General features: G+C 74.9%; 12 protein-coding genes. 7 read left to right on the plus strand and 5 right to left on the minus strand.

Going from position 1 to position 19164, the window contains the following annotated elements; genetic code table 11:
- Positions 1-34: 34 nt before the first annotated feature.
- From AFB00_RS08230 to hrpA, 5 genes are all read left to right on the plus strand, one after another.
- Positions 35-1240 carry an MFS transporter gene (locus tag AFB00_RS08230; RefSeq protein WP_231974277.1) on the plus strand — a complete coding sequence of 402 codons (1206 nt, stop codon included), beginning with the start codon at positions 35-37 and terminating at the stop codon, positions 1238-1240.
- A gap of 101 nt (positions 1241-1341) precedes the next feature.
- The gene (locus AFB00_RS08235) at positions 1342-2313 is read left to right on the plus strand and encodes an ATP-binding cassette domain-containing protein (RefSeq protein WP_068796740.1); all 972 of its coding nucleotides are present in this window, start codon (positions 1342-1344) and stop codon (positions 2311-2313) included.
- Positions 2310-3128: an ABC transporter permease gene (locus tag AFB00_RS08240; protein ID WP_442965848.1), complete on the plus strand. Its 819-nt coding sequence runs from the start codon at positions 2310-2312 to the stop codon at positions 3126-3128. Before AFB00_RS08235 ends, AFB00_RS08240 begins: the two co-directional genes overlap by 4 nt.
- Positions 3129-3302: 174 nt before the next feature.
- A complete protein-coding gene (locus AFB00_RS08245; RefSeq protein ID WP_068796741.1) occupies positions 3303-4130 on the plus strand; it encodes a serine hydrolase domain-containing protein in 828 nt (275 codons plus the stop codon).
- Positions 4131-5016: 886 nt separating this feature from the next.
- The gene (gene hrpA, locus AFB00_RS08250; RefSeq protein ID WP_335726561.1) at positions 5017-8871 is read left to right on the plus strand and encodes an ATP-dependent RNA helicase HrpA; all 3855 of its coding nucleotides are present in this window, start codon (positions 5017-5019) and stop codon (positions 8869-8871) included.
- 6 nt (positions 8872-8877) lie between these two features.
- Here the strand turns inward: hrpA and AFB00_RS08255 are convergent, their stop codons facing one another.
- The gene (locus tag AFB00_RS08255) at positions 8878-9240 is read right to left on the minus strand and encodes a hypothetical protein (protein WP_068796742.1); all 363 of its coding nucleotides are present in this window, start codon (positions 9238-9240) and stop codon (positions 8878-8880) included.
- A gap of 72 nt (positions 9241-9312) precedes the next feature.
- Here AFB00_RS08255 and AFB00_RS08260 point away from each other — a divergent pair, with 72 nt between their 5' ends.
- Together AFB00_RS08260 and AFB00_RS08265 are read left to right on the plus strand one after the other, a co-directional pair.
- Positions 9313-9726 carry a VOC family protein gene (locus AFB00_RS08260; protein WP_068796743.1) on the plus strand — a complete coding sequence of 138 codons (414 nt, stop codon included), beginning with the start codon at positions 9313-9315 and terminating at the stop codon, positions 9724-9726.
- A gap of 64 nt (positions 9727-9790) precedes the next feature.
- A complete protein-coding gene (locus tag AFB00_RS08265; protein WP_068796744.1) occupies positions 9791-10987 on the plus strand; it encodes an acyl-CoA dehydrogenase family protein in 1197 nt (398 codons plus the stop codon).
- Positions 10988-11032: 45 nt separating this feature from the next.
- Here AFB00_RS08265 and AFB00_RS08270 read toward each other — a convergent pair whose 3' ends face one another.
- From AFB00_RS08270 to AFB00_RS08285, 4 genes are all read right to left on the minus strand, one after another.
- Positions 11033-12022: an oxygenase MpaB family protein gene (locus AFB00_RS08270; protein ID WP_197519793.1), complete on the minus strand. Its 990-nt coding sequence runs from the start codon at positions 12020-12022 to the stop codon at positions 11033-11035.
- Between the two features lie 280 nt (positions 12023-12302).
- Positions 12303-12734, minus strand: coding sequence for a rhodanese-like domain-containing protein (locus AFB00_RS08275; RefSeq protein WP_068796745.1), 432 nt, complete (start codon positions 12732-12734; stop codon positions 12303-12305).
- Positions 12731-13321, minus strand: coding sequence for a cysteine dioxygenase (locus tag AFB00_RS08280; RefSeq protein WP_068796746.1), 591 nt, complete (start codon positions 13319-13321; stop codon positions 12731-12733). The genes AFB00_RS08275 and AFB00_RS08280 overlap by 4 nt, the downstream gene beginning before the upstream one ends.
- Positions 13322-13564: 243 nt before the next feature.
- A complete protein-coding gene (locus AFB00_RS08285; protein ID WP_068796747.1) occupies positions 13565-19147 on the minus strand; it encodes a SpoIIE family protein phosphatase in 5583 nt (1860 codons plus the stop codon).
- Positions 19148-19164: the final 17 nt, after the last annotated feature.

The raw sequence follows: 19164 nt of genomic DNA on the forward strand, positions 1-19164 counted from the left end.
TGCGGGGCGGACGAATCGGTTAGCGTTGCTCATCGTGAGCATCGCGAGCGATTCCCGGACCGGCACCGGACCGTCCGCGTTCCGGGTGGCGGGCGGTGCGGTCGCGGTGACGACGGTGTCGGTGCTGCCGGTCTTCCTCACCGGAGCGCTCGCCGTCCAGCTCTCGGCCGACCTCGGGTTCGACCCGTCCGGGCTCGGCCTGGTCGTGGCGCTCTACTTCGGTGTCAGTGCGCTGTGCTCGCTGCCGGTCGGCATGATCGTCGAACGGTTCGGGTCCCGGGTGACCAGCCGGATCGCCGTGCTCGGCGCCGCGGTGCTGCTGGCGGGGCTGGCCGTGGGTGCCCGGTCCTACGGCTCGCTGGTGGCCCTGCTGCTGGGTGCGTCCTGGTGCAACGTGATGGGGCAGCTGTCGTCGAACCTGACGCTGGCCCGATCGGTCCCGGCCCGGCGGATGGGCCTGTCGTTCGGGGTGAAGCAGGCGGCGATCCCGACCGCGACACTGCTCGCCGGGGTCGCGGTGCCGGCCGTCGCACTGACCGTGGGCTGGCGCTGGGCGTACGTGATCGGCGCCGTGCTCGCCCTCGCCGCGCTCGCCCTGTGCCCGCGCGAGGACGCCGGGCCCCCGGCCCGGGCGGCGAAGGGTGCGCGGGCGACCGCCGCCCTCGGGGTGATCGGCGCCGCCTCCGGGATGGCCGCGGGCACCGCGACCGCGCTGGGCATCTTCCTCGTCGCCTCGGCCGTCGAGCGCGGGGTCGCCCCGGGACCGGCCGGGCTCGTCCTGACCATGGGCAGCGTGATCGGGCTGAGCATCCGGCTGCTGCACGGCTGGCTCGCCGACCGTCGCGAGGTCCGCCGGGGCGGCGGGCACGTCGCCGTGGTGTCGGCCAGCCTGGCCGCCGGGGCGATCGGGTTCGGGCTGCTCGCGGTACCCGGCACCCCGGCGCTGATCGCCGGGACCGTGCTGGCGTTCGGGCTCGGCTGGGCCTGGCCCGGGCTGCTGCAGTTCGCGGTCGTGCGGCTCAACCCGTCCGCACCGGCCGCGGCGACGTCGGTGGTGCAGCTCGGGGTGTACGCCGGTGGCTTCGCCGGGCCGATCGTCTTCGGCTGGCTGGCGGCGCACGCGTCGTTCACCGTGGCCTGGTCGGTGAACGCGGTGGTCATGCTCGGGGCCGCCGGGATGATGCTGGTCGGGCGCCGGATGCTGCTGGCGCACGCCGCGCGGGCGGCCGCGGCCGGCTGAGCCGCCCGCGGAACCCGGTCGGAACTGTCGGGGGCATCGGGCAGTCTGCTCGGTATCGGCCCGCCGCCCGCGGTCCGGCACGTTCCGAGGGGACCACCACCATGGCCGACGCGATCCGCGCGACCGGGCTCGTCAAGCACTACGGCGCGGTGCGCGCGCTCGACGGGGTCGACGTCGCCGTCCCCGAGGGCACCGTGCTCGGGCTGCTCGGCCCGAACGGCGCCGGGAAGACCACGGTCGTCCGGATCCTGACCACGCTGCTGGAACCGGATGCGGGCGAGGCCACCGTGGCCGGGGCCGACGTGCGGCGGGACCCGGCCGGGGTGCGCGGGCGGATCGGGCTCTCCGGGCAGTACGCGGCGGTCGACGAGTACCTCACCGGGTTCGAGAACCTGGAGATGGTCGGGCGGCTCTACCACCTGGGGCGCCGCCGGGCCCGGGAGCGGGCGCGCGAGCTGCTCGACGAGTTCTCCCTGACCGACGCGGCCGACCGGCCGGCCCGCACCTACTCCGGCGGGATGCGGCGCCGGCTCGATCTCGCCGGAGCCCTGGTCGCCGATCCACCGGTGCTGCTGCTCGACGAGCCGACCACCGGGCTGGACCCGCGCAGCCGCATCGACCTGTGGGAGGTCATCCGGCGGCTGGTGGCGCGCGGCACCACGCTGCTGCTCACCACCCAGTACCTGGAGGAGGCCGACGCGCTGGCCGACGAGATCGTCGTGATCGACCACGGCCGGGTGATCGCGCAGGGCACCGCCGACCAGCTCAAGGCGCGGGTCGGCGGGGAGCGCCTGGAGGTCACCACGAGCGCGGAGGCCGACCTGGAGCCCGCGGCCCGGCTGCTGGCCCCGCTGGGGGTCGGGGAGGCCGTGCTCGACCGGCACCGGCGGTCGCTCACGATCCCGGTCACCGGCGGCGTCGACGTGCTGCGCGAGGCGCTGGACCGGCTGCGCGAGGCCGGGACCAAGGTCGACGACGCCGGGCTGCGCCGCCCCACCCTCGACGACGTGTTCCTGACCCTGACCGGCCGCCCGTCCGCGGCGGCCGACGAGCACCCGGAGGTGTCGTCGTGAACGCGGCGGCCACGATGCTGGCGGACGCCTCGGTCGTCGCCAAGCGCAACCTGATCAAGATCAAGCGGGTGCCCGACCTGCTGGTCTTCACCACCCTCTCGCCGATCATGTTCGTGCTGCTGTTCGCCTACGTGTTCGGCGGCGCGATCGACCCGACCGGCGGCGGTGCGGGGTACCGGGAGTTCCTGATGGCCGGGATCTTCGCCCAGACGGTGATCTTCGGGGCCACGAACACCGGCGCCGGGCTCGCCGAGGACGTGAAGAAGGGCATCATCGAACGGTTCCGCTCGCTGCCGATGGCCCCGTCGGCCGTGCTCACCGGGCGGACGCTGTCCGACGTCGTGAACAACGTGATCGTCCTGGTCGTGATGTCGCTGACCGGGTTGCTGGTGGGCTGGCGGATCCACACCTCGTTCCTCGAGGCGCTCGCCGGATTCGGGGTCCTGCTGGTGTTCGCCTACGCGTTCTCCTGGGTGATGGCCTGGATCGGGCTGCTCGTGCCGAGCCCGGAGGTGGTGAACAACGCCTCGTTCATCGTGATCTTCCCGGTGACGTTCCTGGCGAACACCTTCGTCCCGCTGGACACGCTGCCCGGCCCGCTGCGGGTCTTCGCCGAGTGGAACCCGGTGTCCGCGGTCACCCAGGCGGCCCGCGAGCTGTTCGGCAACACCGACGCGGTCGCCGCGGCGACGCAGTCGTCGCAGGCGTGGTCGCTGCAGCATCCGGTGCTATACACGCTGATCTGGTCGGTCGTGGTGATCGCGGTGTTCGGGCCGCTGGCCGGCCGCCGGTACCGGAGGGCGGCCAGCCGCTGAGGCCCGGCGGGCCGCAGCCGTCCCGATCCCCCGGTACCGGGGCCCCCGACCGGTCGGGCAGGGCGGTCGCGTCGCACGGGGCCACGGACCGGCGCCCGATGCTGCCGGGCCCGGCAGGCGGTGATCGACGGCTGACAGGATGGCCGGTATGCGCACCCGACCGCTCCCCGCGCCGTGACCGGGCTCGCCCCGGCGGTCCGCCGGGTCCTGGACTGGCCGGTCGACCACGTCGCGGCGTCGGTCGTCGCCGCCGACGGCTCCGTACTCGCCCACGCCGGCGACACCGGCCGGGTGTTCGGCCTGGCCTCGGTGACCAAGCTGCTGTCCGCGTACGCGGTGCTGGTCGCGGTCGAGGAGGGCGCCGTCGACTGGGACGATCCGGCGGGCCCCGAGGGCTCCACGGTGCGGCACCTCATCGCGCACACCTCGGGCCTGGCGTTCGACACCGACGAGGTCAAGGCCGCACCGGGCGAGCGCCGCATCTACTCCAACACCGGCTTCGCCGTGCTCGCCGACGCGGTCGCCGAGGCGACCGGGATCGGTTTCGCCGACTACCTGCGCCAGGCCGTGTGCGAACCGCTGGGCCTGCCGGACACCCGGCTCGACGGTGCGGCCGGGGCGGGCGCGGTGTCGACCGCGAACGATCTGGCCGCGTTCGCCGCCGAGCTGCAGGCCCCGACCCTGCTCGACCCGCGTACGGTCGCCGAGGCCACGACCGTCGCGTACCCGGGGCTCGACGGCCTGCTCCCCGGCTTCGGGCGGCAGCGGCCGAACGACTGGGGGCTGGGCTTCGAGATTCGGGACGGCAAGTCCCCGCACTGGACCGGCACGCGGTCCGCACCGCGGACGTTCGGCCACTTCGGCCAGTCCGGAACGTTCCTCTGGGTGGACCCCGAGGCCCGGGCGGCCGCCGTCGTCCTGACCGACCGGGCGTTCGGCCCGTGGGCCGTCGAGGCGTGGCCCGCCTGGACCGACGCCGTCCTCGCCGAACTCCGCACCTGACCCCGCTCCTCCCCCTCGCCCGCTCCCCCACCCCCGCCCTTTCCCACTCATGGAGCTCGGGCCTCGTGACACCGGGCCGAAGCTCCATGAGTGCGGGAGAGATCGGTGGAGCGGGACGGCGCGGGGCGGGAATGCCGCGGGGGGTGCGGCCGTTGGAAGGACTGTCCGAGCCGGGCGACACGAGTCCCCGGGCCGCATTATGGAAAGCCGCCGCGGACTACCGTCCGGCTGGAGCCGCGGTGTGCCACTCGCCGCGAGGCGACCGGCGCCCGGTTCGGACACCACCTTCGTATCCCGACGACCCGCCCCGGTGCAGCGATAATCCGATTGCCGCGGCCTGCGAGGGCCATCACCATGGTCGTCGTCCGCGGCACCGCGGGCGACCAGGCACACTGAACGAGCGATGTCCACCGAACCCGCACCGTCCCCGAGCGACCGGCCCGAGAACACCGACGGCCGCTCCGACCGGCCCCGACGACCTCGTCGCCGTCGCCGCCCGGATTCTCGTCAGAACGACACTTCACCGGTTCCCACCACGAACCAGGCCGCAGCGCAGGCCGCCTCCGGGACGGAGGGCGCCGCGCGCGGCCGCCCGGCCCGTGAGCCGCAGCGCCGACCGCGCCGCCGCGGGCCGCGGGGCCGGAGCGCCACCGTCACGGCGCCCGGCCCCGACCAGCCCGGCCGTCGCGGCCCCGACCGCGACGGTCCCCCCGGCGCTGCGCCCGACGGCGCTGCGCCCGACAGTGCTGCACCCGAAAGTGCTGCACCCGGCGGCAGTGCCCCTGCCCGCAGCGCCCACGGTGGCGCAGAGCCCACCGGCCGGGCACCCGCCGATCCGGCGGCCCCCGGCACCGTGACGCGCGCCCAGAGCCGACGGGCGGCCCGCGTGGAGAGCCGCCGCGCCGCCCTCGCAGCGGCCACCGGCACGAGCGGCACGAGCGGGGATGCGCCGCCGCGGATCTCCTACCCCGAGATCCTCCCGGTCTCCGCCCGGCGCGACGACATCGCCGCCGCGATCCGGGACAACCAGGTCGTCATCGTGGCCGGGGAGACCGGCTCCGGGAAGACCACCCAGCTGCCGAAGATCTGCCTGGAGCTGGGCCGTGGTCTGCACGGGATGATCGGCCACACCCAGCCACGGCGGCTCGCCGCCCGCACCGTCGCCGCGCGGATCGCCGACGAGCTGGGCGTGGAGCTCGGGGAGCTGATCGGCTGGAAGGTCCGCTTCACCGACCAGGTCGGCGACTCGACCATGGTCAAGCTGATGACCGACGGCATCCTGCTCGCCGAGCTCGCCGGCGACAAGGACCTGCGCGCCTACGACACGCTGATCATCGACGAGGCGCACGAGCGCAGCCTCAACATCGACTTCATCCTCGGGTACCTGACCCGGCTGCTGCCCCGCCGTCCCGACCTCAAGGTGATCATCACCTCGGCGACGATCGATCCCGAGCGCTTCGCCCGGCACTTCGGCGGCGAGCGGGACCCGGCGCCGATCGTCGAGGTCTCCGGCCGGACGTACCCGGTCGAGGTGCGGTACCGGCCGGTCGTCGACCCGGACGACTCGGACGCCGACCCGGACCGCCGGCTCGACGACGCGATCGGTGACGCCGTCGTCGAGCTGCAGCGCGAGGGCCCCGGCGACGTGCTGGTCTTCCTGCCCGGCGAGCGCGAGATCCGCGAGGCCGCCGAGGCGCTGGAACGCCGCAACCTGCGCAACACCGAGATCCTCCCGCTCTACGCCCGGTTGTCGACGGCCGAGCAGCAGCGGGTCTGGCAGGCGCACGCCGGGAACCGGGTGGTGCTCGCGACGAACGTCGCCGAGACGTCGCTGACCGTCCCCGGCATCCGCTACGTCGTCGACACCGGCACCGCCCGGATCTCCCGCTACTCGCGCCGCCTGAAGGTGCAGCGGCTGCCGATCGAGAAGATCTCGCAGGCCTCGGCGAACCAGCGGTCCGGCCGCTGCGGGCGTACTTCGGACGGGATCGCCATCCGGCTCTACGCCGAGGACGACTTCGACGCCCGTCCCGAGTTCACCGACCCGGAGATCCTGCGGACCAACCTCGCCTCGGTCGTCCTGCAGATGATCGCGCTGGACCTCGGGGAGATCGCCGAGTTCCCGTTCGTCGAGCCGCCGGACCGCCGCTCGATCGCCGACGGCCTCGACCTGCTGCACGAGCTCGGCGCGCTCCGCCCGGACCGCCGCTCGCTCACCCCGGTCGGGTACTCGCTGTCCCGGCTGCCGGTGGACCCGCGGCTGGGCCGGATGCTGGTGGAGGCGGACCGCAACGGCTGCCTGCGCGAGATGCTGGTCATCACGGCCGCGCTGAGCGTGCAGGATCCGCGGGAGCGCCCCACCGAGCAGCGCCAGGCGGCCGACGAGCGGCACCGGCGCTTCGCCGTCGACGGGTCGGACTTCCTGGCCTACCTCCGGCTGTGGGACCACCTCACCGAGCGCCGGGACGCGTTGAGCGGCAGCAGGTTCCGCCGCGAGCTGCGCGAGGACTTCCTGCACTACCTGCGGGTGCGCGAGTGGTGGGACCTGCACGGCCAGCTCCGGCAGGCGGCGCGCAGCTCGGGCATGACCCCCGGGGAGTCCAGCCCCGACTGGGCCGCCCACGCCGACCGCATCCACCAGTCCCTGCTCGCCGGGCTGCTCTCCCAGGTCGGGATGCAGGACGCGACGGACAGCGGGCCGGGCGCCCGCAAGGACGGGAAGAAGGAGCGCAAGGGGCCCAAGGACTACCTCGGGGCCCGCGGCGCGCGGTTCGCGATCTGGCCCGGCTCCGGCATCGCCAAGAAGCCGCCGCGCTGGGTCATGGCGGCCGAGCTCGTCGAGACCACGAGGCTCTGGGCGCGCACCGTCGCGCCGGTGCAGCCGGAGTGGATCGAGCCCCTCGCCGAACATCTCGTCAAGAAGACATATTCGGAACCGCGCTGGTCACGCAAGCGGGCGAGCGCCGTGGCGACCGAGCGGGTCACCCTGCACGGGCTGGCGCTGGTGGCCGACCGGACGGTCGCGTACGGCCGGATCGACCCGGAGGTCAGCCGGGACCTGTTCCTGCGGCACGCACTCGTCGAGGGCGACTGGGAGACCCGGCACCCGTTCTTCCACGCCAACCGCGAGCTCCTCGACGACGCCGAGGAGCTGGAGCACCGCGCACGCCGCCGCGGTCTCGTCGTCGACGAGGACACGCTGTTCGCCTTCTACGACGAGCGGGTCCCGGGCGACGTCGTCTCCGGCAAGCACTTCGACCGGTGGTGGAAGAAGGCGTCGCGGCAGGACGCCGGCCTGCTCGACTTCACCGAGGAGATGCTGCGGACCGAGGCCGCGCAGCAGGTCGACCGTTCGCACTACCCCGACCACCTGGCCGCGGGCGGGCTGACACTGCCGCTGTCCTACGCCTTCGAACCCGGGCAGCAGACCGACGGCGTGACGGTCGACGTGCCGGTCGCCGCGCTGCACCAGGTGGACCCGACACCGTTCACCTGGCAGGTGCCCGGCCTGCGCGAGGAGCTGGTGACCGCGCTGATCCGGACGCTGCCGCGGAACCTGCGCCGCAACTTCTCCCCGGCCCCGGACCACGCGCGGGCCGTGCTGGGACGGCTGCACGCGCAGACCCCGGACGGCGGCCCGGCCCGGCCGCTGCTCGACGTCCTGGAGCTGGAACTGGGCCGGATGCGCAACGTCGAGATCCAGCGCTCGGACTGGGAGCTGGACCGGCTGCCCGACCACCTCACCGTCACGTTCCGGGTGCTCGACGAGGCCGGGACCGAGCTCGCCCGCGACACCGACCTGGGCCGGCTGCGGCACCGGCTGGCACCGAAGGTGCGCGAGGAGCTGGCCGCCGCCGGCACCGGCATCGAGGCCACCGGGCTCACCGCGTGGACGATCGGCGAGCTCCCCCGGGAACTCCCGATCCGGCGCGGGACGCACGTCGTCACCGGTTACCCGGGCCTGCGCGACCGTGGGACGAGCGTGGACGTCCACGTGCACTCCACGGCCGCCGAACGCGACCCGGCGCACCACCGGGGCGCCCGCCGGTTGCTGCTGCTGGCGACCCCGGATCCCGGTAAGCAGGTGCAGCGCGGCCTGGACAGCCGGACCCGGCTGGCGCTGGCCCGCAACCCGCACGGCTCGCTGGACGCGCTGCTGGCGGACTGCACGACGGCCGCCGCCGACCATCTCGTCGCCCGGGGCGGCGGGGACCCGTTCGACGAGGCCCGGTTCGCCCGGCTGGCCGAGCTGCTCCGGATGCGGCTGCCGGCGACGACGCTGCAGGTCCTGGACGCCGTACGCGGTGTCCTGGAGGCCTGGCACGCCGTCGGCGCCGCGCTGGCGGACCTGCGTGGCCCCGCGACCCGGGACGGCGTGGCCGACGTCCGCGCGATCTCCGACCGGCTCGTCGCCCCCGGTTTCGTGACCGCGAGCGGCGCGACCCGGCTCGGCGACGTCAGACGCTACCTGCAGGGCCTCGGCCTACGCCTGGACAAGCTGCGCGCCGACCCGGGCCGGGACGGCCGGTGGACGGCCGAGATGGCCCCGGTCGAGGCCGAGTACCGCGGGCTGCTCGCGGCACTCGCCGACGGCACCGAGCCGTCACCCGCGCTGCGCGAGATCGGCTGGATGATCGAGGAGCTGCGGGTCTCGCTCTACGCGCACCCCATCCGGACCCGGCACCCGGTGTCGGTGCAGCGCGTGGAACGGGCCATCGACGAGCTGCCGCCGCCCGCCTGATCCCGCTCAGCCGAACCGGATCTCGCCGACCGGCGGGAACTCGGGGAACCGCATGTCACCGGCCGGGGCGAGCTCGAGCTCGACGGGCTGCCCGTCGTCGAGGACGAGCAGGAGCAGCGCCCCCGGGACGTGCGCGGTCAGCACCACCCGCCGCCCGGACGGGTACGGCCCCTCCCGGTCCACGGCGAGGAGCGCGATCGACGGGCAGGCCCCGCAGCCACAGCGGGCCCCGGCCCGGGTCGCCGGCACCCGCTGCAGCCAGGACCGGCGGGCGGCACCGTCGAGCCGTGGGTCGGGATCGAACGGCTCGCCCCGCTCGATCATCGCCGTCAGCACGGCGGACTCGCGTTCGGTGAGGGCACGGCTCACACCGGGAGAGCGTAGGCGCCGATCCCGGAAAAGGTCACGGAAAACGTCGGGGGTGCCGTGCACACTGCTCCCATGCCCGACGACGCACGTGACGTGACCGGCGAGTCCACCGCCCCCGTGGCCACCTTCGCCCTCATCGCCATCGACTGCCCGGACCCGGTGGAGCTCACCCGCTTCTACTCCCGGATCACCGGCTGGCCCCTCGCCCCCCAGCGGCACGACGACTGGGTGGAGTTCGACGCCGGCGGCGCCGGTGCGACCCTGGCGTTCCAGAAGATCTCCGAGGGGACCTACGTCCCGCCGGAGTGGCCCGGCCAGGAGCACCCGCAGCGCGCGCACATCGACCTGAACGTGCCCGATCTCGACGCCGGGGAGGCCGCGGTGCTCGCGCTCGGCGCCCGCAAGCACGACGTGCAGCCCGGCCCGGACAGCTTCCGGGTGTTCCTGGATCCGATCGGGCAGCCGTTCTGTCTGGTCATCTCCTGAGGTCCACGGTCGGCGGATCGCGCGGGAAGATGTGAGGATCCCCGAGCCGACCGCGAGGAGTCCCGTGAGCACCACTCCGTACACCGAGCTGGGCGAGGCGCTGGGCACCGACTTCTTCTCGGTGCGCGACCAGTTCACCGACGAGCAGTGGCAGCGGTTCACCGACGTCCGCCGGTTCGTCGACACCGAGGTCCTCACCGACATCAACGACTACTGGGAACGGGCCGAGCTGCCCTGGCACCTGTTCCGCAGGCTCCCCGGGCTCGGGATCGTCGGTGAGGACATCCAGGGGTACGGCGCGGCCGCGATGAGCCCGCTCGCCCTCGGCCTGGTCCACATGGAGCTGCACCGCGGTGACGGCTCGCTGGGCACCTTCCTCGGTGTCCACGCCGGACTCGCCATGAAGGCGATCGACATGTGCGGTTCCGACGAGCAGCGGGCGCGCTGGCTGCCGTCCATGTCGGCCCTGGAACGGACCGGTGCGTTCGCCCTGACCGAGCCGGACCACGGCTCGGACTCGGTCGCCCTGGAGACGACCGCCACCCGCGACGGTGACCACTGGATCCTGCGCGGGACGAAGCGCTGGATCGGCAACGGCACCGTCGCCGACCTGGTGGTCGTCTGGGCCCGGGACACCGACAGCGGCGACGTGCTCGGCTTCGTCGTCGAGACCCCCGCCGAGGGCTACTCCGCCACCGTGATCCCGGGCAAGGTGTCGCTGCGTGCGCTGTGGCAGGCCGACATCACGCTGGACCGGGTCCGGGTGCCGGACGAGAACCGCCTCGCGAAGGCGCGCACCTTCGCCGACTGCGCCGCCGTCCTCGCCACCACCCGCTCCACCTGCGCCTGGATGGCACTCGGGCACGCCACCGCCGGTTACGAGGCGGCCCTGCGCTACGCGACGGAGCGCGAGCAGTTCGGCCGTCCGCTGGCGAGCTTCCAGATCGTGCAGGAACGGCTGGTCCGGATGCTCGCCGATCTCACCGGCATGCAGCTGTACTGCATGCAGACCGCGCGCCTGGCCGAGGCCGGGAAGCTCTCGCCGACGGTCGCCGGGCTGGCGAAGATGCACAACACGCGCACCGCCCGTTCGATCCTGTCCGAGGCGCGCGACCTCCTCGGCGGCAACGGCATCCTGCTGGAGCACCACGTGGTGCGGCACTGGGCCGACATCGAGGCCATCCACACCTTCGAGGGGACGGAGACGATGCAGACCCTGATCGTCGGCCGGGACGTGACCGGGTTCAGCGCCTTCACCTGAGCCGGGCCCCGGCGCGGGCGAGGTCGCCGCGCGACGGCCGCTCCGTCAGATCGCCAGGGCCCGTGGCCCCGGGCGGTCCGGCCCGAACCGGCGGGCGAGATCGGCCTGCACCCGGCGGTCGGACCACCGCTCCAGCAGTCGCCGGCCGCGGCGGGTCCGGGACACCAGCACGGCCTCGACGAGGTTGCGCACCACCTGGGCCGGCACCGCCCACGGCAGCGTCACCGGGAGCCCCAGGTCACGCAGGCCCTCGGCACGCAGGAACACCCGCAGCAGGCTCAGCAGCCGCCGCCGTTCCCACGCTCCGCGCAGCCGGTCGAGCCGGCCGCCGGTGCGCTCGGACCGCAGGCCCTCGACCAGCGCACCGGCCAGCGCGGCGCCGTTCGGCGTGACGTCACCCTGGGCCAGCAGCACGTGGTGGTTGAACCTGTTCTGGGCGCGCTCGTCGTCGAACAGCCAGTCCTCGTCGACCCCCAGCAGCCATCCGACGTAGCGCCAGAGGTGCATGACCGCGCGGCTCTCGGCACGGGTGACCGGGCGGCCCAGCAACCGGCAGCCGAGCAACGCCGTGCTGTTGAACAGCCCGAGGGTCGCGGCCGCGTCGGCCTGGTTGATCGGGAGACCGTGGGTCGCGACGTCGTGGCGGTCCTCGAACCGGTTCGCGACGAGCGCGTGCATCGCGCGCACGTGCAGGGTCGCCCGCCAGCCGTCGGCGCCGGGACGCATGCCACCGGGCCGGCTCACCGCGAACGCCCAAGCCTGGGTCTCGGCCAGGCGGCGCATCGCCCCGGGGCCGCTGAGCCCGCCCGTCCGGACCAGCAGCTCGGTCGGCCCGCCGAAGCGGTAGCCACCGATCAGCGACAGCCCGAGCAGGACGTCGTCCCGGCTGCGTCCGAGCCTGCGGTAGGCCCGGGCCCCCCGTTCGGCCAGGTCCCGGTCCAGCCAGGCAGGGTCGGGGGTGACCGCCGCCAGGAGGTCCCGCAACGCGGGCGGCGCGTCGGGCGGAGCGGCCCCGGCGGCGAGTGCCCGGTGCAAGCGCCCGCATCGTGACCCGGTCCGGGTCGTCGTGGCCCCGGCCCATCGCGCGGGCCAGGGCGGCGCCCGTCTCGTCCCGGGTCAGCATCCGGCGGCCGATCTCGTCCACCAGTCCGTGATCGGTCCCGCGGACCCCGGCGACGACGCCGAGCGGACCGGCGATCCGCGCCGCCCGCACCGGTGAGCTGCGGAAACGTCGCGGGCGGGCAGGGACCTCGGCGACCATGGACCGATGCTGGCACGCGCCGGAGCCCGCGTTCAACGCGTGCGCGGGCCGGACTCAGGTGGACCGGTGCAGCGGCGGCCGGGTCGCGTCCGTCGGGCCGTCCCGGCCCTCCTCGGTGGGCAGGCCGGCGGCGGCCCACGCCCGGAAACCGCCGTCCAGGTCGGTGGCCCGGTGCAGACCGAGGTCCTGCAGCGACGCCGCGGCGAGGCTGGAGCTGTACCCCTCGGAGCAGAACAGGATCCACGCGACGTCGTGGTCGACCGCCTCCGGGATCCGGGCGTCCGACGCCGGGTCGAGCCGCCACTCCAGGTGGTTGCGCTCGATCACCAGCGCCCCGGGGACCGCCCCCTCCTCCACCCGCTGCCACCCGGGACGGGTGTCGACGAGGTGTGCTCCCGCCGCGGCCAGCGCCGCGGCCCGCTGCGGGTCCGGCCGGTCGAGCCGGTCCCGCGCCGCGGCGAGCAGGTCACCGACGGACCGGCTCATCCGACGCCCTGACCCGGCTCGACGAGCTCGGTGCGGACCCGGCGCAGCCGCCGGACGCCGGGGGCGGCGCCGGGGACGTCCGTCGGGCCGACCTCCTCGACCGAGTAGTACGACATCGCCGAGAGCGGCGGCGAGTAGGCGTGCACGCTCACCGCGGGCTCGTCCGCGGTGTTCGCGACGTCGTGGACGTGGCCGAGCGGGAACCCGGCGCCGCGGCCGTGCCGGAGCGTGCGGGTCCGCAGCCCGGACGGGCCGCTCCACCGGCGCTCGGTCAGGGTCCCGGACACGACGCTCAGCGCGCCGAGTGATCCGGCGTGGTCGTGCAGCTCGGCGATCTGCTCGGTGGCCCAGCTGATCAGCCACACGTCGACCAGGCCGTCGCTGCGCAGCAGCCGGTACCAGCGGCTGTCGGGGTCGATGACGACCTCGTGCCGCCCGGCCCGGACATCGGCGGCGATCTCACGGGTTAGGTCCTGCAGGTCGTCCAGGCCGTACGGGGTGGGGGCGGTGACGGGGCGGGCGTGCAACGACGCCGGGCGCGGTGCGGCCGGGGCGAGGGAGCGGGATGCACGGACGGGTGCGGACACGATCGGTACTCCAGGTGCGATGTCGGACGAGCGGGGACGGAATCCTCAGCTCGCGCGACAGCCCTGATCGAAATGGTCGGCGCGACGGGTGCCCCAGAGGGGTCCGAGATTCGCGGCCTGGCCCATACCCACGATGTCACCACATCGGACCGGGTTCGTACAACATCCGGTCCGGTGATCGGGAGCCCTGGACGCCTTGTCCGGACAACCGCTCCGACCTGCGTGTTCGTCGTCACATCCCGGTCAGGTGTCGTCGGACATCCCGATCACCGTGTCCAAACCGGACAGCACCAGCGAGCGCCGCGCCTGGCTGCCGGCCGGTGCGACGAGCGTCAGCGCCATGCCGTCGGTCCGCATCCGGCGGGCCGCCTCGGACAGCAGCGCGATCCCGGCACTGCTGACGAACGCGTCCGCGGCCAGGTTCAGCGTGATCGGTACCCCGCGGTCGAGGTGCTCCATCAGCGGGTCCCGGACCGCCGACACCCCGTCGAGATCGAGGTCCCCGACGATCGTCAGCCGGACCCCGTACGCGTCCGGGACGGCCCGCAGCCGGGTCGCCGCCGGGCGGGTGTCGTCCTCGGGCGTGCTCGCGCCGCCGGGGCCGCCCGAGCCGGCGGGACCGCGGTCGGCCTCACCGGCGACGAACTCCACCGGCGGCCCGGCGCCGGGGGTGCCGATCTCGACCGGGCTGGCGGGCAGCCGGAACCGGACGACGGTTCCGGCCTCGGAGGAGTCCACGTGCACGTCCTCGCCGAGCTCGCGGATGAGCGCGATCCCGCGCCCGCGGTAGCCGGGGTCGGCGGCGGGGGGCCGCCAGGTCCCGCCGTCGGTGACCCGCACGGTCACCGCCCCGTCGGCGGTGAGCGCCAGCTCCACCTCGACGCCGGCCGAGGTGTCCTCGGCGTCGGCGTAGGCGTGCTCGATCGAGTTCGTGACCGCCTCGCCGACGGTCAGCTGCAGGTCACTGGCGGCGTCCGGGCCCATCCCGCACATGTCGGCCCACCCGCCGACGGCCCGGCGCAGCGGGGCCAGCCGCTTGGGGTCCGCCTCGATCGCGACCCGCAGCGGCGCCGGCATCAGCCGGGCAACGACGACCACGGTGTCGTCCGGCACCGAGGAGCCCTCCGACATCCGGTTCAGCAGCGTGTCGGCCATGTCCCGGGGCTGCGACCCGGCGAGGTCGCCGAAGGCACCGGCGAGCCGGGCCAGACCGTCGTCGATCACCTCGTGGCGTCGCTCGAACAGCCCGTCGGAACACAGCAGGATCGTCTCGCCCGGCTCCATCCGGGCGGACGCCTCGGCGAACGGCGGACGGCCGGAGATGCCCAGCGGCACCCCCCGGCCCTCCGCCAGCATCCGCACGCCACCGGCCCCCGCGACCAGCGGCGGCGGGTGCCCGGCGCTGGCGTAGCGCAACTCCCCGGACAGCGTGTCGATGGCGGCGATCGCGACGGTGCTGGCGGTCGCACCGCTGACCCGCAGCGCGTACTGGTCGAGCTGCTCGAGCGCACCGGCCGGCGGCTGCCCGTTGACCAGGTTCGCCGCGACCGCGCTGCGGAGCTGCCCCATGACGGCGGCCGCCGCGGGGCCACGGCCGACGACGTCGCCGACCACGAGTGCGACCACGCCGTCGTCGAGTTCGAGCACGTCGAACCAGTCGCCCCCGGCCTCGGTCCCCTGGGTGCCGGGGCGGTACCGGGTGGCCAGCGACAGTCGCTCGATCTCGGGCAGCCGCTGCGGGAGCAGGCTGCGCTGCAGGGTCACCGCGACCTCGTGCTCGGCCTGGTGCAGCTGGGCCCGCACGATGGCCTGCGCGCACTGGTTCGCCAGCGTCCGGATGAAGCTCTGCTGCTCCGGGCCGAACGAGGGCTCGTGCGGGAACCGCAGGCCGATCACGCCGATCGGCCGGGCCGCGACCATCAGCGGGACCGCGGTGTGCACCGGATGGCCTGCGGAGCCGGTCGTGTCGGCGTTCCAGATCGGTTCCCCGCCGGTCACGGCCCGGACCAGCGGATGGTTGCGGTCCGGGGCCGGGAACCGCGCCCCGCCGGGCGACCAGCCCGCCTCGCGCAGCGACGTGAGCGTGCCCTGCTCCCCGACGACGAGCAACGCCACCGCCTCGGCGCCGACGGAGCTGCGGCCGTGCTCGACCACGACCTCCGCGACGGACTCCAGGTCGGTCGCCCGGGCCAGGCCGGTCGCGACCGCACCCAGCCGCTCGGCGCTGCGCCGGGCCTGGGTCTCGGCGTCCAGCATGGACGCCCGGTCGAGCGCCTGCGCCGCCAGCTCGGCGACACCGACCGCGGCCTCCCGGTCGGCCGCCGACAGCCGGCGCTCGGTCAGCATGGACACCGCCAGCACGCCCAGCGCCCGGCCGCCGGCGACCAGCGGGAGGACGCCGATCGTCTGGGCGTGGTCGGGGACGACGCCGATCTGGGCCGGGAACCGGGCCGCCCACTCCCGGGCCGACGGGAACCACATCGGCCGGCGTTCCGCGAGCACCTCGGCGAACGCCATCGGCGCGTCCACCGCGATCCGCCCGGCACGACGCCACAGCTCCTGGTCCCAGCCGTGCCCGGTGAGCGCGCGCAGCCACGGGCCACGCACCTCCCAGACCCCGGCGAAGTCCGCGTCGAGCAGGTCGACGATGTGGTCGGCGGCGATGGCCGAGACCTCGCCCGCGGTGGCGGCGGCCGACATCTTCGCCGTGGCCCGGTGCAGCAGGCCCAGCCGCTGCGCCGTGGACCGCTCCTGTTCCAGCAGCCGGGCGTTGTCCACGGCCAGCCCGGCCCGGCGCCCGATCTCCGACAGCAGGTCCAGGTCGTCGGCGGTGTAGGGGTCGGCCGGCTCGGTGCGGACCACCGTCAGCACGGCGCTGGTCCGGCCGCGGGCCGGCAGCGGGACGATCATCGCCGAGCGGGCGCGCAACCGTTCCCAGGCCCGGCGCTGCGGCGTCGGGAGCCGGCCGAGCACCTCGTCCAGCCGGTCCGGCCCGACGATCTCCGGCCGCCCGATCCGCTCGTCGACCGGAGCCAGCGGGCCCAGCCGCCACAGCGACGGCTCCAGCGCCGCCGGGTCCGCCGCCACCGCGAGCGTCCCGGCGGGGTCCGCGGGGTCGGCGTCGTGCACGAGTGCGATGTCCGCCAGCCGGTCGTCGACGACCGCGCGGACCAGCTGGTCGGTGCGCCCGGTACGGGTGATCTCCCGCTCCAGGGACTCCGCGACCTCGGAGTAGATCCGGTGCCGCCGCTGCTCGCGATGCTGCACGTCGATGTCCAGGCAGCCACCGACGTACCCGGCGGACCGCTCGCCGTCGCGGACCGGGGCACCGCGGTCGAGCACCCACCGGTACCGGCCGGCCCGGTCCAGCAACCGGTACTCGACCTCGAACGGGGCGTGCGCGCGCACCGCGGCGGAGGTCACCGACCGGTAGCGCTCGCGGTCGTCGGGATGGATCCGGCGGCGCCAGTCCAGGCCCAGCTCGTGCGACGGGTCGTCGAGCCCGGTGAAGTCCAGCCAGCCCCGGTTGACGAACAGCCGGTGCCCGCCCGGGTCGTCGACCCAGATCAGCGCCGGCGTCGAGTCGGCCATCGCCCGGAACTGGAGTTCGGCCGCCCGCCGGACCCGGCCGAGCTGCAGGTGGTTGGTGACCCGGGCGAGCAGCTCGCGGGCCGAGAACGGACGGACCAGGTAGTCGTCCGCGCCGGCGGCGAAGCCCTCGACGGCCGCCTCCTCGCCCGCCCGCGAGGACAGCAGCACCACCGGGACGCCGACCGTGCGCGAGTCCGACCGCAGCGCGCGGAGCAGTTCGATGCCCCCGCCGGACGGCAGGCCCGCGTCCGCGACGACGAGGTCGGGCGGATCGGTGCGGGCGGCCTCCAGCGCGGCCGCACCGTCCGCGACGGCCTGCACCGTCCAGTTCTCGGACAGCAGGTCACGCAGGTAACCACGCATCTCGCGGTCGTCGTCGACGACGAGGACCCGGTCCGAGCGGTCCACGTCGAGCCCGCCGACGACCGAGCCGTCCAGCGAGCGTCCGCGCGGCGCGTCCCCGGCCCCGGCGGGCTCGCCGGCCGCCGGGTCGGGCAGCCAGCGCATCGCCTCGGTGATGTAGGGCGCGGCCAGCGCCGGGGTGGAGCGGGCACCCGTCCGGGACCGCACCAGCCGGTCCTGCGGCAGGTGCCCGAACCCCAGGGGGAGCCGCACCGTGAACACGCTGCCGCCGCCGGGGTTCGCCGCCACCCCGATGCTGCCGGTGTGCAGCCGGACCAGCTGGCGGATCAGGGGCAGCCCGAGACCGCTGCCCTCGCTCGTCCGGCCGCGCTGGCTGCCCGCCCGGTGGAAGCGGTCGAAGACCGTGCCGATCTCGCCGGGCGGGATCCCGACGCCGGTGTCGGACACGCGCAGCACGACCTGCTCGCCGTCCTGGGACAGGTCGACGGTGACCCCGCCGGTCATCGTGTACTTCAGCGCGTTGCTCAGCAGGTTCAGGACGATCTTCTCCCAGGCGTCGCGGTCGACCCAGACCGGACGCCCGAGCGGCGGGCAGGACACCGTCAGCGACAGCCCGGCCCGTTCGACCACCGGCGCGAACACCGCGACCACCTCGCCGGTGGTGGCTCCCAGCTCGGTCGGGGCGAACATCCCGTCGTGCTGCCCCGCCTGCAGGGCCGACACGTCCAGCAGCCGGTCGACCAGCTTCAGCATCCGCTCGGCGTTGCGGTGGGCGAGGCCGACCTCGGTGCGCACCGCGGGGTCGGCGTGCCCGCGCAGCCGCTCCAGCGGGGCGAGGACCAGCGTCAGCGGGCTGCGGAACTCGTCACCGAGCCCGGCGTAGTACTCGATGCGCGCCCGCTCGGCCGTCGTGCGGTCGGCCCGCCGGTCCCGCTCGCGGTCCCGGGCCAGGACCGTGCTAAGCACGGTCCCGATGTTCCCGGCGACCAGCCGGAGGAACGACCGGTACCCGGCGTCCAGCGGCAGCAACGGCGACGCACCCACGACGACGGCGATGCCGGTCGCCCCGTCCGGGGTGTGCAGCACGGTGCGGACGATGTCGGTGACCGGCTGGTCGTGACCGTGCACCGGGACCGGGTCGACGCGCACGAACTCGGTGTCGGACCCGACGTCGGCACCGCGGTCCGCGGGCAGCCAGCCGGCCGGCGGCTCGTCGACCCCGACCACGGCCAGCTGCCGGGGCTCGGCCCCGACCGCGGACACCAGCACGCAGCCGAGCTGCTCCCCGGCACCGGCGAGCGCCGCGTTCAGCCGCTCGGAGGCGACGTCCAGGGTCGGGGCGTCGCGGGCGACCTCCCCGAGCGCGGCGAGCACCGACAGCCGGGCGGCGCCGGTGATGTTCTCGGTGACCTCGGTGACCAGGGTGATGAGGCCGAGCACCTGCCCACGCGGCCCGCGGACGGGGGTGGTCGAGTAGTCCCACCAGGTCGTCTCGGGCCGGTCCCAGCGGTCGAGCACGAGCCGGTCGGCGGACCGGAACAGTCCCTCCCGGCCGCCCCGCAGCAGCTCGCCGAGCTCCTCGACCAGGTGCGTGTGCACCTCCGGCCAGCCCTCGCGCAGCGGCCGCCCGAACGCCGACGGGTGCCGCAGGCCCGCGTGCGCGGCGAACTCGTCGTTGTAGAGCAGCACGAGATCCGGTCCCCACCAGGTCACCAGCGGGTGCCGGCTCTCCAGCATGAACCGGACGGTGTCCTCCAGCTCGCGGTCCCAGCCCGCCCGGGGTCCCAGCGGGGTCCCCGCCCAGTCGACGGTCCGCAGCAGGTCGTTCACGGCGACGGCGTCCTGCGCCGCTGCCTGCCGGCTCTCGTCCACCCTGCGCGCCACCCTCT

The sequence above is a fragment of the Pseudonocardia sp. HH130630-07 genome (assembly GCF_001698125.1).
Classification (GTDB): domain Bacteria; phylum Actinomycetota; class Actinomycetes; order Mycobacteriales; family Pseudonocardiaceae; genus Pseudonocardia.

Excerpts from the sequence above, each read along its gene's own strand:
- AFB00_RS08235 (WP_068796740.1), top strand. The coding sequence starts at position 1,342 with ATGGCCGACGCGATCCGCGCGACCGGGCTCGTCAAGCACTACGGCGCG.
- AFB00_RS08260 (WP_068796743.1), top strand. The coding sequence starts at position 9,313 with ATGCCCGACGACGCACGTGACGTGACCGGCGAGTCCACCGCCCCCGTG.
- AFB00_RS08275 (WP_068796745.1), bottom strand. The coding sequence starts at position 12,734 with ATGAGCCGGTCCGTCGGTGACCTGCTCGCCGCGGCGCGGGACCGGCTC.